Here is a 20,122-nt window from a genome sequence, read left to right on the forward strand (position 1 = left end):
CCAACATGGCGCAGGCGCCACGCCCGGCCAGCCGTTGTGCGACATGGCTTGCGGCGCATTCGCCACTACCGCTGCCACGGGGCCGGAACCGGTCGATTTCGAGGGCCACGTATTGTACTCGGCCGCGTATTCGCATTACGTGCGCCGTGTCTTGCTGGCCCGGCCGGAGCTGCCCGGCATCGTGGCGGCCGCCGCGGCGCAGCCGTTGTCGCGTGCCTGGATGAACGAGCGCCTGAAGGCATTGCAGGAACCGTCAGCGGACCTGGAAGAGTCCGTCAAGCGCGCGCTGCGGCGCCTGCGCGCCGAGCTCATGTGCGTGGCGATCGAGCGCGACCTGCGCGGCCAGGCCACGCTGGCCGAGGTCACGGGGGCCATGACCGATCTGGCCGAACTCTGTATCCAGCACGGCCTCGCCATGCTTGGCGACGACCTTGCCGCCACCTTCGGCAGGCCGGTCGGCGAGCATAGCGGCGAGGTGCAGGAGCTCGTCGTGGTCGGCATGGGCAAGCTCGGCGGCCGCGAACTCAATGTCTCGTCCGACATCGACCTGATCTTCCTGTATGACGAGGACGGCGAGACCCGCGGCGGCACGCGCAGCCTGTCCAACCACGAATACTTCATCCGGCTGGGCCGGCGCCTGATCAATCTGCTGGCCGACGTGACCGGCGACGGTTACGTGTTCCGCGTGGACATGCGCCTGCGGCCCAACGGCGATGCCGGTCCGCTCGCTTGCAGCCTGGGCATGCTGGAGGAGTACCTGGTGGTGCAGGGCCGCGAATGGGAGCGCTACGCGTGGATCAAGGGCCGGGTGGTGTCGGCGCTCGATACGCCGCACGCGCAGCGCACGGCGGACCTGCTGGCGCGGCTGACCACGCCCTTTGTGTTCCGGCGCTACCTGGACTATGGCGTGATCGCGGCGATCCGCTCGCTGCACGCGCAGATCCGCAGCGAGGCGGCCAAGCGCAGCGGCGGCCTGCCCGGTCATGGCGTCAACCAGCGTTCGTTCAACATCAAGCTTGGCCGAGGCGGCATCCGCGAAATCGAGTTCATGGCGCAGGTGTTCCAGCTCATCCGTGGCGGACAGGATCCGGCGCTACGCGTGCGGCCCACGCTCGAAGTGCTGGCCGTGGCCGTCGACAGGGGCCTGCTGCCCGCGGCCCAGGCCGCGCAGCTGGCCGATGCCTACCGTTTCCTGCGCCATCTCGAACACCGCCTGCAATATCGCGACGATGCCCAGACCCACCACCTGCCGACCACGCCGGAAGAGCAGCTTGCGGTGGCACAGATGATGGGCTGCGCGGATTGGCCCGCGCTGCTGGACAAGCTCGCCGTGCTGCAGGAGCCGGTCGCTCAGCAGTTCGAGGCCACGTTCTCCGATCCCGACGCTTCCCCGTGCGAGGCCCTGTGGCCCGGCATCGTGCTGGAGGACCAGCAGGCGCGTACTTCGCGGGACGGGCCCGACCAGAGCGGCCCGGATTCCGAGGTGTCGCCATGCCAGCGCCTGCAGGACGCGGGCTTCACCGACTGCACGGGCCTGCTGGACCGGCTGCGGGCCATTGCCACGTCGCTGCGCTACCGTGCGCTGTCGGAATCGAGCCGCGGGCGTTTCGACCAGCTCGTCAACCGCGCGCTCGATCTCGCGGCCAGGCAGGAAGACGCAGACAGCACCATCACGCGCTTCATCGATTTCCTGGACGCGATCAGCCGCCGCTCGTCGTATCTTTCGCTGTTGTCGGAATATCCGCAGGCCATGGACCGCGTAGCGCATACGCTGCACGCGTCGCGCTGGGCCGCCGCCTATCTGACGCGCCACCCGCAGCTGCTCGACGAACTGCTCGACACCGATGCGCTGGCGGGCGCGCCCGACTGGCCTGCATTCCGCCGCCGGCTGTCCGAGCGCCTGCTTGCCGCCGACGGCCAGATCGAGCAGCAGATGGACATCCTGCGCCGCGAGCACCACGCCGAGACCTTCCGCATCCTGCTGCAGGACCTGCAGGGGCTGCTGACTGTCGAGCAGATCGCGGACCGGCTGTCCGACCTGGCCGACGCCATGCTGGAGGCCACGCTGGAAACGGTCTGGCGCCAGCTTGCCACGCGCCATTGCGAGACGCCGCGCTTCGCGGTGATCGCCTATGGCCGCCTGGGAGGCAAGGAGCTTGGCTATGCCTCGGACCTGGACATCATCTTCCTGTATGACGACGAGCACGAGCGCGCGCCGGATGTGTACGCAGCCTACGCGCGGCGGCTCATCACCTGGCTGACCAGCCATACGGCGGCCGGCTCGCTGTTCGATGTCGACATGCGGCTGCGCCCGAACGGCGCATCCGGGCTGCTGGTGACGAGCTTTGACGCGTTCCGGCGCTACCAGCTGCGCGAAGGGGACAACACCGCTTGGGTCTGGGAGCACCAGGCGCTCACGCGGGCACGCTTCTGCGCCGGCGATGCCGAGATCGGCGCGCGCTTCGAAGCGCTGCGCGACGAAATCCTGCGCCAGCCGCGCGACGCCGCCGCGCTGCGCGACGAGATCGTGCAGATGCGCGGCAAGGTGGCGGAGGGCCATCCCAATCCCACCCCGCTGTTCGACCTCAAGCATGACCGGGGCGGCATGGTGGACATCGAGTTCACCGTGCAATACCTGGTGCTGCTGCACAGTGGCACCCACCCCCAGCTCACGCGCAACGCCGGCAATATCGCGCTGCTGCGCGAAGCGGGCGAACTCGGCCTGATCGATGCCGCGCTGGCGGTGCAGGTCGGCGATGCCTATCGGCAGTTCCGTGCTCTCCAGCACCAGCTGCGGCTGGACGGGCAGGACCAGGCCCGCGTGCCGGCCACGCAGGTGGCGGAACAGACCTCGCACGTGCTGGCGCTCTGGCAGGCCGTGTTCGGTGCCGGCTGACACGGTCCGTCCCGGTGCGGCGTGGCCGGGCATGCTGGCCGCCATCGCCCTGGTGTGGGCGCTGTCGGCGCTGATGAGCTTCGTGCCGTGGCTGCATGCGCACGGCCTTTATCTGCGCGATCCCGTACTGGCGGGCGGCGAGTGGTGGCGGCTCGCCACGGCCATGTGGGTCCACCTGGACTGGCGCCACTGGCTTGCCGATGCCTGTGCGGCCGCGGGTTTGCTGCTGCTGGCCGGACGCGCCACGCGCGTGCGTGAGGCGCTGCTGGTACTGGTGGCTTGCGGCATGGCGGTGCAGGTGGTGCTGCTGCGCGTGCCGACAATCACCTGGTATGGCGGGTTGTCCGGCGCGCTGCACGGGCTTGCGCTCTGGGCCGCGTTGAGTCTGCTGCGCGTCCCCGGATTGCCGCGTGTGGTGGGTGTGCTGCTGAGCCTTGGCGTGATCGTCAAGGTGTGGGTCGAACAATCGTGGCTGGCGCCGGTGGTGTTCGAACCGTCGTGGGGCTTTGGCGTGGTCCGCGCCGCGCACGCGGCCGGCGCCGTGGCCGGCCTGGCCTGCTGGCTGCTGCAGGAATGGTGGCGGGGCCGGCGCGGGCCAGCCCCGGGTTGAACCTGTTGGCGTTCAGCCGGCGCGCCGCCGCGCGAAAGCCAGTAGTCCGACGCCACCGAGCAGGGCTGCCATCCATGGTGACATCGCGCCTCCGCCACCTCCGCCGCCGGATTGCGATGCGGCCGGCGGGGCGGCGCTGACGTTGGCCGCCACGCTCAGCGCGCCGTCGGCATCGAGCAGGCCCGCGCCGCACACGCCCGGATTGGTCGTGCAATAGGTGCCGGACGGATGCGGCCGCGCGGAGCTCTTCAGCGCGGCAGTCACCTGTGCCGGCGTCAGTGACGGATTGACGGCGAGCATCAGGGACACCACGCCCGATACCATCGGCGCAGCAAAACTGGTGCCCTGCGAATTGCTGATCGTGTATGCGCCTAGCGAGGTGGCGCCATCGTTCGTGAGCGTGCGGATAAACGACAAGGCTGTCGTGCACGCGCCGTTCAGCACCTTGGAGTTGCCGCAACCGCCGCCCGGTGCGCTGATCGTGACCTGCGATCCCACATTGGCATAGCTGGCGTTTTCGCCGTCATTGGCATGCGCGGTCACGGCAATGACGCCGCTGCAGTCGGCCGGCGCTTCCAGCGCCCCGCGGTTGTTGCCGGCGGCCACGACCACCGACACGCTGCGTGCCACCACGTCGTTGATCGCCTGCTGTTCGATGCTGGTGCAGGTGCCACCGCCCAGGCTGATGTTGACCACGCGCGCCGGGTTGGGATTGTCCGGCACATTGGGCACGCTGATGCCCGCAGCCCAGCGCAGGCCGTCCACGGTGTCGGAGAGCAGGGCGCCACAGCGTCCGGAGACCCGTACCGGCAGGATGCGCGTGTTCCAGTCGACGCCGGCAATGCCTAGTCCGTTGTTGGTCATCGCGCCCAGCACGCTCGCCACGCGCGTGCCGTGCCAGGAATTGGGCGTGGCCTCCGTCGTCGGCGTGGAACTGCCGGGACAGAGAAACCCCGTCGGCACATTGTCGCCAGCGTCCGTGGCATCGCTGTCGCGGCCGTCGCCGTCATTGGAGATGGTGGTATTGCTGATGAAGTCGTAGCCGGCCAGCAGTTTGCCGGCCAGGTCAGGGTGGGGCCGTGAGCCCGTGTCGAGCACCGCGACCACCGAGCCCGTGCTGCCACGCGACCGGTCCCACGCGTGCGGCAGGTTGGCGCCGCCGATGGCGGTGCCCGTGCCCATCATGTACGGCTGTCCCGAGGCGAATTCGGGATCGTTGGGCACGGTGTCATGCAGGTGCAGCCAGCGGTCAGGCACCGCATCGGCGACACGCGGATCTTGACGCAACTTGGCCGCCAGCGCCTCCGGATCCGGATGGCTGCCGTCGGCTGTACCCAGTAGTTGCATATTGCCAGCCATGCTGCGCCGCACGGCAAGGTTGATGCCCGACTGGCTGCGCAACTGCTGCAGGCGGTCTTCCAAGGTTGAAACGCCCGGCTTGGCGCCTGAAGCGCCATTCACGGCCGAGGCACTGGGCGTGATGCTGGCTTCACGCCAACGTACGATGACATTGCCGGTATAGGCAGGAGCAGCCTGAACACCGTCGGCCGCCAGCGTGGCCGGAGCCTGTACCACCCAGCAAAAGCCCGCGAGTACCACGGCCAGCCATCGGAGGACAGTGGCGCGGCTACGCCTCGGAACGCCGTGCGACAAGTGCAGCATGAACACCTCCCGGTGCGCCCCTGAGGGACTGGCGGCATGGTACCGACGCCCGGGGGCAATGCTATGTAGCGAATACGATCCGGATGGATTCCGCAAGTGTGCCGAAGGCTTAACCCGGCCGGTCCCGTCCGGCCGCTCAGCTTGCCGGCATGTCGCGGCTGACCGGCATGGTGTGATGGGGCTTGAGTACCCGGTCAGGCTCGGCCGTGCCGATGCGCGGCGCTGCACGCAGGGTCGCGAGCGCCTGGTCCATGGTGGCGTCCGGCGACGCGCTGATCGCCGTCACCAGCCATACGCCGCCCGAAAGCGGCCGCTTGACCACGAAGCGGATCGGGCCCTCGATGGCGTCGAGCAGCTTGCCCGCTTCCTCGGAGACGTTCACGTCAGGTGCCGTGAAGCGCACCATGATGTCGCCCACCACGCGGTCAGCCGAAATACTGCCCCGCGGAGGTTGCGATGCCTTGGGCTGGGCCTGGCAGCCGGGCAGCGCCAGCAGTGCCGCGGTGGCGGCCGCCGCAGCGGCGAATGCCGGCACGAAGGCGCGCCGGTGGCCGGCGGACGGCAGTAGGCGGGTCATGTCTTGCTCCTGTGAATGCGTGAATAGTTGGCAGAGGGCGGTCGTTGCCGCAGCCTGCGGGGCCTTTGCCGGCTCAGCCGGCGCTGCGCCGCGTGCGCCGGCCTTCCTTGCCGCCACTGGCCGCGCGGGCGCCTTGCGCGAGCATTTCCTCGGCGTGCTGGAGCGTGGTAGCGGTCACCGTTGCGCCGCCCAGCATGCGCGCGGTTTCCACCACGCGGCCGGCGGCGTCGAGCGTACGGATGCGCGAGCGCGTGACGGAGCCGGACCCGTCGCCGGTGGTTTCCTTGCTGACCAGCAGATGGTGCCCGGCCTGCGCCGCCACCTGCGGCAGGTGGGTCACGCAGAGGACCTGCCGCGCGCGCCCGAGTTCCTGCAGGCGCCGGCCGACCACCTCGGCCACCGCGCCGCCGATGCCGGTATCCACTTCGTCGAAGATCAGCGTGGGCGTGGGCGACGCTTCGCTGGTGATGACCGAGATCGCCAGGCTGATGCGGGCCAGTTCGCCGCCGGATGCGACGCGGGCCAGCGGCCGCGCGCTGACGCCGGCATGCCCGGCCACCAGAAACTCCACCTGCTCCAGGCCATAGCTCTGGCCCTCGTCCATCGGGTTGAGCGCGGCGACGAAGCTGCCGCCCGCCATCGACAGGCCCTGCATGGCCTCGGTGACGGCGGCGGACAGCGCGTCCGCGGCTTCCTTGCGGGCCTGGCTCAGGTGCTGCGCCAGCGTCAGGTAGGCGGCCTTGGCGGCAGCCTCGCGCGCGAGCACCTTGTTGATGTCCTGCGCGGACTGCAGGTCGTCGAGCTGCTGGCGGCGCGCCACCAGTTCATCGGCGAGTTGCTCGGGCGGCAGGCGGTATTTGCGGGCCGTGGCATGCAGCGCCTGCATGCGTTCGTTGACGGCTTCGAGCCGCTCGGGGTCGAGTTCCAGGCGGTCGACATAGCGCATGAGCGAATGCGCGGCTTCCTCGGCCTGTACCTGCGCCGGTTCGAGCGCGGCCAGCACATCGCGCAGGGCCGGGTCGACGTCCGCGAGCTGCTGCAGCCGATGCACGATGGCATTGAGCGCGGACAACACGGAGCCGTCGGCCTCGGACAGGGAATCAAGTGCGGCGCGGCTCCCGTCGATCAGGCCGGCAGCGTGGGACAGGCGGTTGTATTCGGCCTGGATCTCCTCCCATTCGCCGGGCTGCGGCGCGAGTTTCTCCAGCTCGCCGACCTGCCATTCGAGGCGCTCGCGTTCGAGCTGCATTTCGCGCGACTGGTGCTCCACCGCCTCGCGCTGGCGTACGCAGGCGCGCCACGCGCGCCACGACTCTGCCACGGCGCCGGCCTGCTGGGTCAGTCCCGCATGGGCGTCAAACAGCAGGCGCTGGGCGTCGGGGCGCAGCAGCAGCTGGTGGGCATGCTGGCCATGGATGTCGACAAGCAGGTCGCCTACCTCGCGCAACTGGGCCAGCGTCGCGGCCGCGCCATTGATGAAGGCCTTGCTGCGGCCGCCGGCATCCACCGTACGGCGCAGCAGCACGGTGCGCGCGCCGCCGTCTTCCTCGCCGCCCAGCTCACGCTCGTCGAGCCACGCGTCGAGCGCCGGATGGGTGGAGAAGGTGGCGCTGATGCTGGCGCGTGCGGCGCCTTCGCGCACGATGCCGGCATCGGCGCGCTCGCCCAGCACGAGTGCCAGCGCGTCGATCAGGATCGACTTGCCGGCGCCGGTCTCGCCGGTGAAGACAGTGAAGCCGGACTGGAAATCGAGGTCGAGCGTGTCGACAATGACGAAATCGCGGATGGACAGGCTGCGCAGCATCGTGGCGGTGAAAGGGTTCGGTCGGTGCGGACGGGGGGGGCCGCTCAGAGGCGGTTGTCCTCGGTCGGGTACTCGTGCCAGTGCAGTTTCTTGCGCAGCGTGGCGTAGTAGTTGTAGCCCACCGGGTGCAGCAGCTGGATGGTCTTCTTCGAGCGCCGCACGATGATGCGGTCGCCCGGCAGCAGGGAAGTGAGCGACTGCATGTCGAAGTTGACGCTGGCGTCGCGCGCGGTGGCCACCTCGATGGTGACCTCGGCATCTTGCGGCAGCACGATGGGCCGGTTGGACAGCGCATGCGGGGCGATCGGCACCAGCACCAGGCCGGACAGCGTCGGGTGGAGGATCGGGCCGCCTGCCGAAAGCGCGTAGGCGGTCGACCCGGTGGCCGTGGACACGATCAGCCCGTCCGATCGCTGGTTGTACATGAAATAGCCGTCTACCGACACCGCCAGTTCGACCATGCCGGAAATGCCCGAACGGTTGACCACCACATCGTTCAGCGCCAGCGCCGAGAAGATGGGGCTGTCGTCGCGCACGACGCTGGATTCCAGCAGCAGCCGGGTCTCGGCCTCGTAGCGGCCTTCGAGCATGTCGGGCAGCACCGACTGCACATCTTCGAGCGGGATATCCGTCATGAAGCCGAGCCGGCCGTGGTTGACGCCGATCAGCGGCACATTGTGGCCGGCGAGCTGGCGGGCAATGCCGAGCAGCGTGCCGTCGCCGCCCAGCACCACGGCCACGTCGGCCTCCCGGCCGATCTCCTCGGCGGTCAGTGCGGGATAGCCGGTCAGCCCGGTGGCCTGCGCGGTCTCGCGCTCGAACACGACATCCTGGCCATTGCGCAGGATGTAGGAAGCGAGCTCCTCCAGCGGGCCTTCGATGCCGGCAGTCGAGTACCGGCCCACTAGGGCCACGGTCTTGAATGGGGTGCGCAAGGCGCTGGTTTTGGGGGGGGCAGACATGCGGGGATTAGACCATACCGCCGTGACCGTTGTCAGCATGGGCCGGACGCGCCATGTGCCGCCGCCCGGCCGGGCGCCCGAAGCGGTAAAACTTGCGTAAAATCGGGGCATCATGGATGAACGTTCGAAAACGCTGCTCAAGACCCTGATTGAGCGCTACATTGCCGAAGGGCAGCCGGTCGGCTCCCGGACCTTGTCCAGGTATTCCGGGCTGGACCTGTCGCCGGCCACCATCCGCAATGTGATGTCCGATCTGGAGGAGATGGGTTTCATCTCCAGTCCACACACGTCGGCGGGGCGGATTCCCACGCCGCGCGGGTATCGCCTGTTCGTCGACACCATGCTGACCGTCAAGCCGATCGAACGCGGTGGCGTGGAAATGACGGAGCTTGCCGGCCAGATCCAGGGCCAGCTCGGCGCCCAGCAGCTCGGCCCGCAGCGCATGATCACCGCGGCTGCGCGTACCTTGTCCAACCTTTCGCATTTCGCCGGCGTGGTGATGACGCCGCGGCGCGCGCAGTCGTTCCGGCAGATCGAATTCATGCGGCTGTCGGACAAGCGCATCCTGCTGATCATCGTCAGCCCCGAGGGGGATGTGCAGAACCGGATCATCCAGACGGAATTGCCATACACCCCCGCGCAGCTGATCGAAGCGGCGAACTTCTTCAACTCGCACTACGCGGGCATGAGCTTCGACGCCGTGCGCGATCACCTGCGCGTGGAGCTGCAGGACCTGCGGCGCGACATGTCGCAACTGATGCAGGCAACTGTCGAGGCGGGCAGCAGTGCCATGGAAGAAGAAGACGACCATGTCTATATCAGCGGCGAACGCAAGCTGCTGGAAGTGGAAGACCTGGCCTCCAGCATGGACAAGCTGCGGCGCCTGTTCGACGTGTTCGAGCACAAGACCAGCCTGCTGCAGCTGCTGGACGTGTCCAGCCACGCGCAGGGCGTGCAGATCTTCATCGGCGGCGAAAGCCAGCTCGTGCCGCTCGAAGACATGGCCGTGATCACCGCGCCGTACGAAGCGGACGGCCAGATCGTCGGCACGCTGGGGGTGATCGGGCCGACCCGCATGGCCTATGAGCGGGTCATTCCGATTGTCGACATCACGGCACGGCTGCTGTCGAGCGCCCTAAGCCAGAACTAGGGCCCGTCCGACGGGTCACACAGTCTGCTCCCCATTCCCACAGCCCGGCGGCATCCGGCCGCCCGGCCACATCGGAAGCGACATGACGTTTTCTCCCGAACCGGCCTACCAGCACGGCCAGGCGCCGCGCACGGCCATCCTGCTGGTCAACCTGGGCACGCCCGACGCGCCGACCCCGAAGGCGGTAGGGCGCTACCTGAAGGAGTTCCTTTCCGATCCGCGCGTGGTCGAGATCCCGCGCCTGGCGTGGCTGCCGCTGCTGCACGGGGTGATCCTGCCGCTGCGCTCGCGTGCCTCGGCCCTCAAGTACGAGTCGATCTGGCTGCGCGAGGCGCATATGACGGGGTCGCCGCTGCTGGTATACAGCGAGCGCCAGGCGCACGCGCTGCAGCGCCTGCTCAACCAGCAGGGCTACGAGGTCACCGTGGCTTGTGCGATGCGCTACGGCAATCCTTCGGTCGAGTCCGTGCTGGAGGCGCTGCGCCGCCAGGGCACGGAGCAGGTGCTGGTACTGCCGATGTATCCGCAATACTCCGGCACCACCACGGCCACCGCGTTCGACGAGGTGTTCCGCGTGCTCGGCCAGTGGCGCAACCAGCCCGAGCTTCGGCTCGTGAAGCATTTCCATGACCATCCGGCCTATATTTCGGCGCTGCACCAGCAGGTCGGCGCATACTGGGCGCAGCACGGCATGCCGGATTTCGCGCGCGGCGACAAGCTGATCCTGTCTTTCCACGGCGTACCGCGCCGCACGCTGGAGCTGGGGGATCCCTACCACTGCGAATGCCTGAAGACGGGGCGGCTGCTCGGCGATGCGCTGGGTCTGCAGCCGGGTCAGTATCAGGTGACGTTTCAGTCTCGTTTCGGCAGGGCCGAATGGCTCCAGCCCTACACGGCGCCCACGCTGGCGGAACTCGGCAAGGTCGGCGCGGGCCGGGTGGACGTGTTCTGCCCGGGCTTTCCCGCCGACTGCATCGAGACACTGGAAGAGATCGCCATGGAGGGGCAGACCGAATTCATGGTGGCCGGCGGCAAGCAGTTCCATTTCATCCCGTGCATGAACGATGCGCAGCCCTGGATTGCGGCAATGGCAGAGATTGCCCTGCAACACTTGCAGGGTTGGCCGATGAATCTGCCGCATCCGCATGAACTCGAAGCGCGCCGCAGCCGCGCGCAGACCCGCGGAGCCGCAGCATGAACGTCAGTTTTGAGCCCGATGCACGCCTGCGTATCGACAAATGGCTCTGGTGCGCGCGATTCTTCAAGACGCGCTCGCTGGCGGCCGAGGCCGTGGAGCGTGGGAAGGTGATGGTCAACGGCCAGCCGTGCAAGAACTCGCGCGAGGTCAAGCCCGGCGACACGATCCTGCTGGAAGCCCATCAGCAGCGTTGGGAGCTGGTGGTGAAGGGCATCGCCCCGGCGCGCGGCCCGGCTCCGGTGGCACAGACGCTGTATGCGGAAACCGAGGCCAGCCAGGCGCGCCGCCACACAGAAATGGAGCAGCGGCGTTACCAGCCGGAGCCATCATCGCAATTGCAGGGCCGCCCGACCAAGCGGGACCGGCGGCGCATCGATGATTTCAGGAGCTGAACGCGACAACGCGGCCGTACCGGCAGTCGCCGGTCAGCCGCGCTGGAAGTATCAAGGCCAGCCAGGGTTGTCCTACTGGTTGACGCTGACGTAAGGAACGATGTAGTGCTTGAACACGGCCTTGCCGCTGCCATACTCCGTATCGCGCGGCGTGAGCGCGCCGGACATGCAGATGAATACTGTCATTACCGACAGAGCGGCAAGCAGGCAGAGCGTCACGACGGGCAGCTTGTGCATGGCCAACCTTTCGGAAGAGGCACAAATGTGATCCAACTCCGGGCCCCCGGTATTTTTGTCATTTTTCTTGTTAAGAATCTTAGTGAGTGCGGTGCAGCAAGGCAATAAGCGGTCGATTGCACAAGGGGGATGTTTGTAACGGTGTGTTTCCGGGTCTCTTCTCAACCACTCTTGAAAAATGACGGGTTGCCACCAGATGCGCGAGACACACGCCGATTTACCCACCGCGGCCTGCACCGGATGGCCGCGACAATGCATTGATACGGATCGACATGGAAGAACAGAAGCAGACGCCATCCACCCCGACGCCTGAGCCCGCCGCCGAAGCGGCCACCAACGCCGCGGCCGCCGCGCCGGAGACTGCCGCCGTGGATGATGTGGCGGCCCAGCTTGCCGCGCTGGAAGCCAAGGCGCGCGAACACTATGACATGTACGTGCGCTCCGTCGCGGAAGGCGAGAATATCCGCCGCCGGGCACAGGAGGACGTGTCCAAGGCGCACAAGTTCGCCATCGAGAATTTCGCCGACAACCTGCTGCCCGTGATGGACAGCCTGCAGGCAGCGCTGGCCGACGGCTCGGGCGATATCGCCAAGCTGCGCGAAGGCGTCGAGCTGACCGCGCGCCAGCTGGCCGCCGCGTTCGAGCGCGGCAAGATCGTGGAACTGAACCCGGTCGGCGAAAAGTTTGATCCGCACCGCCACCAGGCCATCTCGATGGTGCCGTCGGAGCAGGAGCCGAATACGGTAGTGATGGTGCTGCAGCGCGGCTACATGATCGCCGATCGCGTGCTGCGTCCGGCGCTGGTGACGGTTTCGGCACCCAAATAAGCGATTACCACGGTGTGGCTGAGTGGCCGCAGTTCGTGGGCATGACCATCGATCGACGCCCCGGTGCCAGCCTGGCCCCGGGGCGTCTTGCCATTTGCGGAGGCAAGCCATGAGCGACGCGGCAGCCGGTATCACGCCATCATCCGACGCGCACCTCGACCATCGCGCATTTGACGCATTCGGCATGCAGCAGGTGGATGACGCCTCGATTGATACCGCCATTGCCACAGCCGGCGACAAGCTGGTGTGCGTGTTCTTCTGGGGCGTGGACTGCTTCAACTGCGAAATGGCGAAGAAGGCCATGCTGGCCAATCCCGATCCGATCCGCGCGCTGGACCTGCACTGGCTGCACGCCAATGTCTATGCGCACCCCGAACTCGGGCGGCGCTTCGGCCTGCATGGCATTCCGGTTTTCATGTTCTTCCGGAACGGCAAGAAGCTTGGCCGTGCCACGGGCTGGCACGGCCATGGGCAGTTCGCTGCGGCGGTTGCCAACGCGCGCCTGAAGGCGGAGGGCAAGCCGCTCGCCGGCTAGCGCGACAGCGCATAGCCCAGCCGGAACTGCCAGGGAAGCTTGTGGTTGTAGTCCAGCAGGCTTTCCCCGTAGCCGACGAAATAGCCGGCCATCAGATACCCGGCGGTGCCCGGAATCAGCCGCGCTAGCGGATAGGTCACGCGGGCGTCAACGCTGCCGTACCACTTGCGCGTGCCCTTGCGCACCGTCGCGGCAAACTCCCACGAATCCGCCTTGCCGTAGACAAGGTCCAGGTCCATGTAGCCGCGGTAATGTGCGATGTCGGGGTTGTCGTTCTTTTCCAGGTAGGCGTACAGCTTGGGCGTGACGCGCCAGTGCCAGTTGTTCTGGTCGCCGAAATAGAAGGTCGGCTTGACGAAGAAGGTGTTGATGCTGCGCGATTCGTCGCCCCCGCGCCCATTGGACTCATGCTCGAGCCCGGTGGCCAGTGACAGGCGGCTGATGGCGGCGTTATGCACGCCCGTGTCCGACAGGTAGTAATAGAAGCTCGGCCGGTAGTTGGTGTCGCGGAACGGCTTGGAGTCCTGCGACAGGTCCCACAGCGAGAACTGCGTGTAGGCGACGTAGAGATTGTCGATCAAGCGCCGCGATGCCGGATCCTTGCCTTCGAGGATCCGGTACTTGAAGCTGAGCTGGAATTTTGCGTTGCCACCGTCGTGTGCGCCCACGATGAAATACATCGGGTCGTTGAACGACAGGCGCGCGCTGTCGCGCAGGTCGGCCGGGGCCGGGGCTGGCTGGGCGGCCGAGGCGACCGGTACCACCGGTGTCGGCACGCTTTCGGTGGACTGGGCCTCGTGCGCTGGCGCGGCAAGGGTGGCCGCCGTTGGCGCTACCGCAGGGTGATCCGTCGTCGCCTGCTGGTTCAGCGTGACCAGTACCGGGGCTGCGTCGATGCCGGTGGCGTCGAGTCGGATCGTACCGCGCAGTCCGGGCGGCAGGTCGGCGGCATAGCGGATCGTCCGGTTTTCGCCCTTGCGAAGGGAAACAACGGCGGGGCCCGGTTCCACGCGTCGCAGGACGAGTTTCACGGGCGCCTGGAGATCGCCGGAGGCCGTTATCTCGAGCGTGTCGGGCACCTGGTAGCGGCGTGTTCCGGTCTCCGCGCTGATCAGCAGGGTCAGTGTGAGCGGCTGGGCGCCGTCGATGATGCGGGGCGGCTGCAGCATCGAGACCGCAGCCTGGCCTGACAGGGGCCAGGCGCAGGCGAGCGTCAGGCAGAGCCGTCCCCAGGTCGCTATGGCTGCACGGCTGTCGGGCTTGCGCCGTGCGGGCTGTGACGTCTGGAGCATGTCGGGATGCGCCGTGTCTGGCTGGACCTTGGCGCAGGCGGATGGCAATGCGGGCAAGCCTACCACGCCACCCGACGAGGGTTGTGACGAATTGTACGCAGCTCAGCGCGATGCGCGGCGCCGCACACAGTCCACGTAGTGCGCGCCGTCGGGCGGCAGCCCGGAGCGTTGTGCCTGCCAGAGCATCTCGCCCAGGCATTCCATCACCTGGTGCTGGGCTTCATGCGGCGAGTCCAGCCGCTGGGTCAATGTTTCGTAGGCCTGGCGGATGCCCGGGGGCTGGTCGATGGACACCTGCTCGGAGATCGACAAGTGCATGGCCAGGTGGAGAAACGGGTTGGTCTGACCCTTTTCGGGCGCATAGTCCTGCGCCAGCGCGCCTTCGGTATCGGCCAGCAGCGCCTGGTATTCGGGATGCTCGCCGATCCAGTCGACGGCAATGGCTTCCAGCGGGGTCAGGACGCCGCCGGAAAGCTGCTTCTGCCAGGCATCGCAGAAAAACCGGCGGACTTCTTCACGGGACGGATTGAACATGGTGACGCCATTGTAAACGAGCGCTCCCAGCCGTGCTGTTGGTGGCGCCGGCGCCATTAGAATGCGGGATTGGCCAATTTGCCTGTCGTCCTGCGTTCCCCATGACTGCTACCGCGTCTGCTGTCTCCGAGCGTGCCCGCGAAAAATTCGCCGGCGTGCTGCTGATCGCCCTGTCGGCCAGTGCCTTCGGTGCAATGGCGATCTTTGCCCGCTTCGCCTACGAAGCCGGTGCCGATGTCTATGGCCTGCTGACCGTGCGTTTCGCGCTGGCCGCGGTGACGCTGGCCCTCGTGATGCGCGCGCGCGGCATCCGGCTGCCGTCGTGGCGGCGCGTGCTGGCGCTGGCGGCCATGGGGGGCATCGGCTACGTCGGCCAGTCCTTCTGCTTTTTCAGCGCGCTCAACCATGCGCAGGCCAGCCTCGTGGCCCTGCTGCTTTACTTGTATCCGCTCTTCGTCACGATCCTGGCGGCCATCTTCCTCAAGGAGCGCCTGACGACTGCCGCGGTCATTGCCCTGGTGCTGTGCTCGGCAGGGGCGGGGCTTACCGTGGGCGGCGGGGAGGGCAGTCCGCTCGGTATTGCGCTGGGGCTGGCCGCTGCCGTGATCTACTCGGTCTACATCATTGTTGGCGCGCGTGTCACGGCAGGTGTCAACGCCATTGCCACCACCACCGTGATCTGCGCCGCCGCGGCGCTGGTGTACGGTACGGCCAGCGTGCTGCGCCTTGGTGCCGGCGTGCCGCCGCAGTTTCCCGCGACGGCCGGCGGCTGGCTCGCCATGCTCGGCATCGCGCTGTTGTCCACGGTACTGGCCATCCTGACCTTCTTTGCAGGGTTGCAGAGACTGGGCGCGGCGCAGGCGTCCATGCTGTCTACGCTGGAGCCGGTCGTCACGGTAGCGCTGGCCGCGGTGCTGCTGGGCGAGCACATCAGTGCCGCGCAAGCCATTGGTGGGGGCCTGATCCTGGCCGGCGTGCTGTGGCTGACCCGGCGGGCAAGTGCGCCGGGCAAGGTGCAAGAGCATTGAGTCGCCTGATCGAAGCGGCTGTATTCGGGGCGCCCGGCCCTTCTGTACAATTCGCGTTTCCCTTTCAACCCATGTACAGGAACGAGCGCATGTCCCAGATCGATCAGGCAGCCCTGGCCCAATTGTTCACCGAAGCCCGCACGCACAACGTGTGGCAGGATCGTCACGTGGACGACGCCGTGCTTCACCAGGTCTATGAAGCCATGAAGTTCGGTCCGACGGCGGCCAACAGCTGCCCGGTGCGTATCGTTTTCGTCAAGAGCGCCGCCGAAAAGGCGCGGCTGGTCGAGTGCGTTTCCGCCGGCAATGTGGACAAGACCCGTTCCGCACCGGTCACGGCCATCATCGCCTATGACAAGGCGTTCCATGACCAACTGCCCAAGCTGTTCCCGCATGCCGACGCGCGCGCATGGTATGCCGGCAACGATGCCAAGATCGCCCGCGATGCGCTGATGAACAGCTCGCTGCAAGGTGGTTACTTCATCCTGGCCGCGCGCGCCATGGGCCTGGACTGCGGCCCGATGGGCGGCTTCGACGCGGACAAGGTCAACGCCGCCTTCTTCCCGGACGGCAAGTGGGAGGTCAACTTCCTGTGCAACCTGGGCTACGGTGAAGGCGACAAGCTGTTCCCGCGCCTGCCTCGCCTGGCGTTCGAAGAGGCCTGCCGCATCGTCTGAGACGCAGCACCCCGCATGCCATGAAGAAGACCCGCCTCGGCGGGTCTTTTGTTGTCCAGGGCCTCGCTCAGCCGCGCGGTGCCTCGGTCTTGTCGCGGTACTCGCACAGCGGCTCGATCACGCAGTGCCAGCATTCCGGCTTGCGCGCCTTGCATACGTAGCGGCCATGCAGGATCAGCCAGTGGTGGGCATCGTGCAGGAATTCTTTGGGCACCACCTTGAGCAGCTTGTCTTCGACGGCCTGCACGTTCTTGCCGGGAGCCAGCCCGGTGCGGTTGGCTACGCGGAAGATGTGCGTGTCGACGGCGATGGTCGGCTCGCCGAATGCGGTGTTGAGGACCACGTTGGCAGTCTTGCGGCCCACGCCAGGCAGCGCCTCCAGCGCGGCGCGGTCCGGCGGCACCTTGCCGCCGTGTTGCTCGACCAGGATGCGGCACGTCTGGATCACATGCTTCGCCTTGGTCTTGTAAAGACCAATGGTCTTGATGTACTCGCTCAGTCCGGCCTCGCCAAGTTCCAGCATCTGCTGCGGCGTGTGCGCGACCGGGAACAGCTTGCGCGTGGCCTTGTTGACGCCGACGTCGGTGGCCTGCGCCGACAGCAGCACGGCGATCAGCAATTCAAACGGGGAGCTGTATTCCAGTTCGGTGGTCGGCGCGGGATTGACCTCGCGCAGGGTCTCGAACAGCGCACGGCACTTGGCAGCGTTCATTGGCCTGGTTGTTTGGGTGTGTTGTCGTTGTCCGGAGCGGTACCCTTGGCGTCGTCGTCCCCGGTATTGCGCGGCCGGACAGCTTGCTGCTTCTGGCGCGCGCGTTCGATCGCGGCCTGAATGATGGCGCGCTTGCGTTCCTGCGCGGCACGCTCGGCCTCCGACTCCGCAGCTTCCGCCTGCAGGGCCTGCAGCTTGGCGGCGGCCTTGGCCGCGAGGCGCGCGTCGTTCTCCTCGCGCTCGCGCACCAGCCGCTGCCTGCGCGCGAGGTAGCGCGCGTGGGCAGCATCGGCCTGTGCCTGCGTCCAGGCATCCCAGCCGGTGCGTTCGCCGGTGACCGGCACCATGTCGATGCAGTCGACCGGGCAGGGGGGCACACAGAGGTCGCAGCCGGTACAAAGGTCCGGGATGATGGTGTGCATCTGCTTGGCCGCACCCGCGATGGCGTCGACCGGGCAGGCCTGGATACACAGCGTACAGCCGATGCACAGGCTTTCGTCGATACGCGCGACCGAGCGCGGCTGTTCGACGCCGCGCTCGGGATCCAGCGGCAGCGGTTCGGTGCCCAGCACCGCCGACAGGCGGCGGATTCCCTCCGCGCCGCCGGGCGGGCAACGGTTGCAGGCGGCCTCGCCGCTGGCCATGGCTTCGGCGTACGGACGGCAACCGTTGAAACCGCACTTGGTGCACTGGGTTTGCGGCAGCAGCGCTTCGAGGCGATCTGCGAGGGTGTGGGCGGGACTCACGGCAACAGCAAGAATGGCGGGAAGGGGAACATTGGCGGCATCGGCAGGTTGCCGTCAGCCGCGCGCCGGCCTCTGCGGGCCGCACGCCGCACGGATTATCCCCGATTTCGCGATTGGGCAGAACCAGCCATCATGCGCGACGGCCAGCTGGCCAGAAGCGTGCGCGGCTATGCCATAATCCGCGCAAACATCGACCCTTACCCCATGTCAAACGAGACCAGAACCAAACGGGACCCAGAGGGCACGCGCCGACGCATCCTGGCGGCGGCCACGGAGGAATTTGCCAAGGGCGGCCTGGCCGGCGCCCGAGTCGACCAGATCGCGCGCCGCGCTGAAACCAATGAGCGCATGCTGTACTACTACTACGGCAGCAAGGAAGGCCTCTTCCTGGCCGTGCTGGAGAAGCAGTACGCCGAGTTCCGCGCGGATGAGGAGCGGCTCCATATTACGGATGAAGATCCTGTTGCCGGGGTCCGTACGCTGGCCCGCTTCGTGTGGGACTGGTACTACCAGCATCCGGAATTCATCCGTCTCGTCAACAGCGAGAACCTGCACGAGGCGCGCCATCTGAAGAAATCGGCGCAGCTTCACCAGCTCGTCAACCCCATCGTCAACGTGCTGGCGGACATCGTCCGCAGGGGCCAGCAGCAGGGGCTGTTCCGCGACAACATCGACGTCCCGCAGTTCTACCTGACCATCTCGGCGCTCGGTTACTACGTTCTGTCGAACCGATACACGATCAGCGCGGTGATCGGCCGGGACGTGGCCTCGCAGGACGAGCACGAACGGTTCGCCGAGCTGCACACCGAGATGCTGCTGAGCTATCTGAAGCGCTGAGTCGCCTAGCCCGGAACGAAGAAACGCCCGCGAATGCGGGCGTTACTGCGTGGCACGTGGTCAGGTCAACGGTACTTGCGGATGAAGTCGCGCAATTGCGGATAGATTTCATCGCGCCAGCGGCGGCCCGAGAAGATCCCGTAGTGGCCGCAATTCGTCGCCGACAGGTGGTGCTTGTGCGTCTCCGGGATGCCCGCGCACAACTCATGCGCCGCGGCGGTCTGGCCGGCACCGGAGATGTCGTCGAGTTCGCCCTCGATCGTCAGCAGCGCGCTGCCCTTGATGTCCTGCGGCCGCACCGGGTTGCCATCGATGGCCCAGGTGCCGTTGGCCAGCCGGAACTCCTGGAACACTTCGCGGATCGTGTCGAGGTAGTACTCGGCCGCCATGTCGAGCACGGCGTTGTACTCATCGTAGAAGCGCACATGGGCTTCCGCGTCGTCGGCGTCGCCCTGGATCAGGCTCAGGTAATAGTCATAGTGCGACGACAGGTGGCGGTCCGGGTTCATTGCCACGAAGCCGGCATGCTGCAGGAAGCCGGGATAGACGCGGCGGCCGTGGCCGGGATAATTGGCCGGCACGGTGTAGATGACGTTGTTCTCGAACCACTCGAACGACTTGTTGGTGGCCAGCGAATTGACCGCCGTCGGGCTCCTGCGGGCATCGATCGGGCCACCCATCATGGTCATGGTGAGCGGCGTCTTCTCGCCGGCCGAAGCCATCAGGGAGATCGCCGCCAGCACGGGCACCGTCGGCTGGCACACCGAAATGACGTGCAGCTTGTCCGCGCCGATGTGACGGATGAATTCCTGAATGTAATAAATATAGTCCGACAGGTGGAACGGGCCATGTTCCGCCGGCACCATGCGCGCGTCGACCCAGTCGGTTACATAAACCTTGTGGTCCTGCAGCAGCGTGCGCACGGTGTCGCGCAGCAGCGTGGCGTGGTGGCCGGACAATGGTGCCGCAACCAGCACCACGGGCTCGTCCTTGAGCAGCTTGATCGTGTCCGGATCATCGGCGTAGCGCTTGAAGCGGACCAGGCGGCAGAATGGCTTTTCCAGGATGGTCTGCTCGACGATCGGGATCTCGCGCCCGTTCGAGCGCACCGACTTGATGTCGAACGCGGGCTTCTCGTATTCCTTGCCGAGCCTGTACAGGAGTTCGTAGCCTGCAGCCAGGCGGGGTGCGCCGGGAACCAGGGACAACGGGCTGAGGGGATTGGTGAAAGTCTTGGCGGTCGCCTGTGCCCACGCGGTCAGCGGGTGCAGCATCGAACGCTGGAACTCATGCAATTGGTAGAGCATGGTGGTCTGGCCTGGTAATACGTCTTCTAAAGGGGGCACTGTCGTTGGCCGGTGTGCCGATTATGCACGCAACCCAACAATCGTGCTGTGCAGCATATACCCTAAGGTACGGCGGCAATGGGAAAAGACAATAGCCCAA

20 protein-coding genes are annotated in these 20,122 nt (G+C 66.9%); 10 read left to right on the forward strand and 10 right to left on the reverse strand.

Annotated elements, in window-relative coordinates; all coding sequences use genetic code 11:
* The first annotated feature begins 43 nt into the window (after window positions 1-43).
* Both glnE and rrtA read left to right on the forward strand, forming a co-directional pair.
* On the forward strand, window positions 44-2,896 hold the full coding sequence (gene glnE / locus LDO29_RS02685) for a bifunctional [glutamate--ammonia ligase]-adenylyl-L-tyrosine phosphorylase/[glutamate--ammonia-ligase] adenylyltransferase (RefSeq protein ID WP_449720078.1): 2,853 nt from the start codon (window positions 44-46) through the stop codon (window positions 2,894-2,896).
* Between the two features lie 31 nt (window positions 2,897-2,927).
* Complete coding sequence (rrtA, locus tag LDO29_RS02690; RefSeq protein WP_224078238.1) at window positions 2,928-3,506, forward strand: rhombosortase; 579 nt, start codon at window positions 2,928-2,930, stop codon at window positions 3,504-3,506.
* Between the two features lie 12 nt (window positions 3,507-3,518).
* Here rrtA and mprA read toward each other — a convergent pair whose 3' ends face one another.
* The 4 genes from mprA to LDO29_RS02710 all read right to left on the reverse strand — a co-directional run bounded on the left by mprA (window position 3,519) and on the right by LDO29_RS02710 (window position 8,511).
* Window positions 3,519-5,168, reverse strand: a complete 1,650-nt coding sequence (gene mprA / locus LDO29_RS02695; RefSeq protein ID WP_224078239.1) for an MprA protease, GlyGly-CTERM protein-sorting domain-containing form — start codon at window positions 5,166-5,168, stop codon at window positions 3,519-3,521.
* A gap of 136 nt (window positions 5,169-5,304) precedes the next feature.
* A complete protein-coding gene (locus tag LDO29_RS02700; RefSeq protein WP_224078240.1) occupies window positions 5,305-5,745 on the reverse strand; it encodes a hypothetical protein in 441 nt (146 codons plus the stop codon).
* A 73-nt stretch (window positions 5,746-5,818) separates the two neighbouring features.
* Window positions 5,819-7,549, reverse strand: a complete 1,731-nt coding sequence (gene recN / locus LDO29_RS02705; RefSeq protein ID WP_224078241.1) for a DNA repair protein RecN — start codon at window positions 7,547-7,549, stop codon at window positions 5,819-5,821.
* A gap of 44 nt (window positions 7,550-7,593) precedes the next feature.
* The gene (locus LDO29_RS02710) at window positions 7,594-8,511 is read right to left on the reverse strand and encodes an NAD kinase (protein WP_224078242.1); all 918 of its coding nucleotides are present in this window, start codon (window positions 8,509-8,511) and stop codon (window positions 7,594-7,596) included.
* Window positions 8,512-8,623: 112 nt separating this feature from the next.
* On the opposite strand from LDO29_RS02710, the gene hrcA reads away from it, so the two are divergent.
* The 3 genes from hrcA to LDO29_RS02725 all read left to right on the forward strand — a co-directional run bounded on the left by hrcA (window position 8,624) and on the right by LDO29_RS02725 (window position 11,251).
* On the forward strand, window positions 8,624-9,661 hold the full coding sequence (hrcA, locus tag LDO29_RS02715; RefSeq protein WP_224078243.1) for a heat-inducible transcriptional repressor HrcA: 1,038 nt from the start codon (window positions 8,624-8,626) through the stop codon (window positions 9,659-9,661).
* Between the two features lie 82 nt (window positions 9,662-9,743).
* Complete coding sequence (gene hemH / locus LDO29_RS02720; protein ID WP_224078244.1) at window positions 9,744-10,859, forward strand: ferrochelatase; 1,116 nt, start codon at window positions 9,744-9,746, stop codon at window positions 10,857-10,859.
* Window positions 10,856-11,251, forward strand: coding sequence for an RNA-binding S4 domain-containing protein (locus LDO29_RS02725; RefSeq protein ID WP_224078245.1), 396 nt, complete (start codon window positions 10,856-10,858; stop codon window positions 11,249-11,251). The genes hemH and LDO29_RS02725 overlap by 4 nt, the downstream gene beginning before the upstream one ends.
* A gap of 72 nt (window positions 11,252-11,323) precedes the next feature.
* On the opposite strand, the gene LDO29_RS02730 is transcribed toward LDO29_RS02725, so the two are convergent.
* Window positions 11,324-11,488, reverse strand: coding sequence for a hypothetical protein (locus LDO29_RS02730; RefSeq protein WP_224078246.1), 165 nt, complete (start codon window positions 11,486-11,488; stop codon window positions 11,324-11,326).
* Between the two features lie 272 nt (window positions 11,489-11,760).
* Between LDO29_RS02730 and grpE the strand changes: the two genes are divergently transcribed.
* Both grpE and LDO29_RS02740 read left to right on the forward strand, forming a co-directional pair.
* Window positions 11,761-12,315, forward strand: coding sequence for a nucleotide exchange factor GrpE (gene grpE, locus LDO29_RS02735; RefSeq protein WP_224078247.1), 555 nt, complete (start codon window positions 11,761-11,763; stop codon window positions 12,313-12,315).
* 109 nt (window positions 12,316-12,424) lie between these two features.
* Window positions 12,425-12,850: a thioredoxin family protein gene (locus LDO29_RS02740; protein WP_224078248.1), complete on the forward strand. Its 426-nt coding sequence runs from the start codon at window positions 12,425-12,427 to the stop codon at window positions 12,848-12,850.
* Here LDO29_RS02740 and LDO29_RS02745 read toward each other — a convergent pair.
* Both LDO29_RS02745 and LDO29_RS02750 read right to left on the reverse strand, forming a co-directional pair.
* Window positions 12,847-14,142 (reverse strand): phospholipase A, encoded by a 1,296-nt coding sequence (locus LDO29_RS02745; protein ID WP_224078249.1) that lies wholly within the window; start codon window positions 14,140-14,142, stop codon window positions 12,847-12,849. The genes LDO29_RS02740 and LDO29_RS02745 overlap by 4 nt on opposite strands.
* A gap of 102 nt (window positions 14,143-14,244) precedes the next feature.
* Window positions 14,245-14,676: a DUF1841 family protein gene (locus LDO29_RS02750; RefSeq protein WP_224078250.1), complete on the reverse strand. Its 432-nt coding sequence runs from the start codon at window positions 14,674-14,676 to the stop codon at window positions 14,245-14,247.
* Window positions 14,677-14,777: 101 nt separating this feature from the next.
* Between LDO29_RS02750 and LDO29_RS02755 the strand changes: the two genes are divergently transcribed.
* Window positions 14,778-15,704, forward strand: a complete 927-nt coding sequence (locus tag LDO29_RS02755; RefSeq protein WP_224078251.1) for a DMT family transporter — start codon at window positions 14,778-14,780, stop codon at window positions 15,702-15,704.
* Between the two features lie 89 nt (window positions 15,705-15,793).
* Window positions 15,794-16,381, forward strand: coding sequence for a malonic semialdehyde reductase (locus LDO29_RS02760; RefSeq protein WP_224078252.1), 588 nt, complete (start codon window positions 15,794-15,796; stop codon window positions 16,379-16,381).
* 67 nt (window positions 16,382-16,448) lie between these two features.
* On the opposite strand, the gene nth is transcribed toward LDO29_RS02760, so the two are convergent.
* Both nth and rsxB read right to left on the reverse strand, forming a co-directional pair.
* Entirely contained in the window at window positions 16,449-17,093 is a 645-nt protein-coding gene (nth, locus tag LDO29_RS02765) for an endonuclease III (RefSeq protein WP_224078253.1), read from the reverse strand.
* Complete coding sequence (gene rsxB / locus LDO29_RS02770) at window positions 17,090-17,839, reverse strand: electron transport complex subunit RsxB (protein WP_224078254.1); 750 nt, start codon at window positions 17,837-17,839, stop codon at window positions 17,090-17,092. Before rsxB ends, nth begins: the two co-directional genes overlap by 4 nt.
* 204 nt (window positions 17,840-18,043) lie before the next feature.
* On the opposite strand from rsxB, the gene LDO29_RS02775 reads away from it, so the two are divergent.
* Window positions 18,044-18,676 (forward strand): TetR/AcrR family transcriptional regulator, encoded by a 633-nt coding sequence (locus LDO29_RS02775; protein WP_224078448.1) that lies wholly within the window; start codon window positions 18,044-18,046, stop codon window positions 18,674-18,676.
* A 65-nt stretch (window positions 18,677-18,741) separates the two neighbouring features.
* Here the strand turns inward: LDO29_RS02775 and LDO29_RS02780 are convergent, their stop codons facing one another.
* Window positions 18,742-19,983 carry a polyhydroxyalkanoate depolymerase gene (locus LDO29_RS02780; RefSeq protein ID WP_224078255.1) on the reverse strand — a complete coding sequence of 414 codons (1,242 nt, stop codon included), beginning with the start codon at window positions 19,981-19,983 and terminating at the stop codon, window positions 18,742-18,744.
* Between the last annotated feature and the right edge of the window lie 139 nt (window positions 19,984-20,122).

The organism is Cupriavidus laharis (assembly GCF_914271435.1).
GTDB classification, from domain to species: domain Bacteria; phylum Pseudomonadota; class Gammaproteobacteria; order Burkholderiales; family Burkholderiaceae; genus Cupriavidus; species Cupriavidus laharis.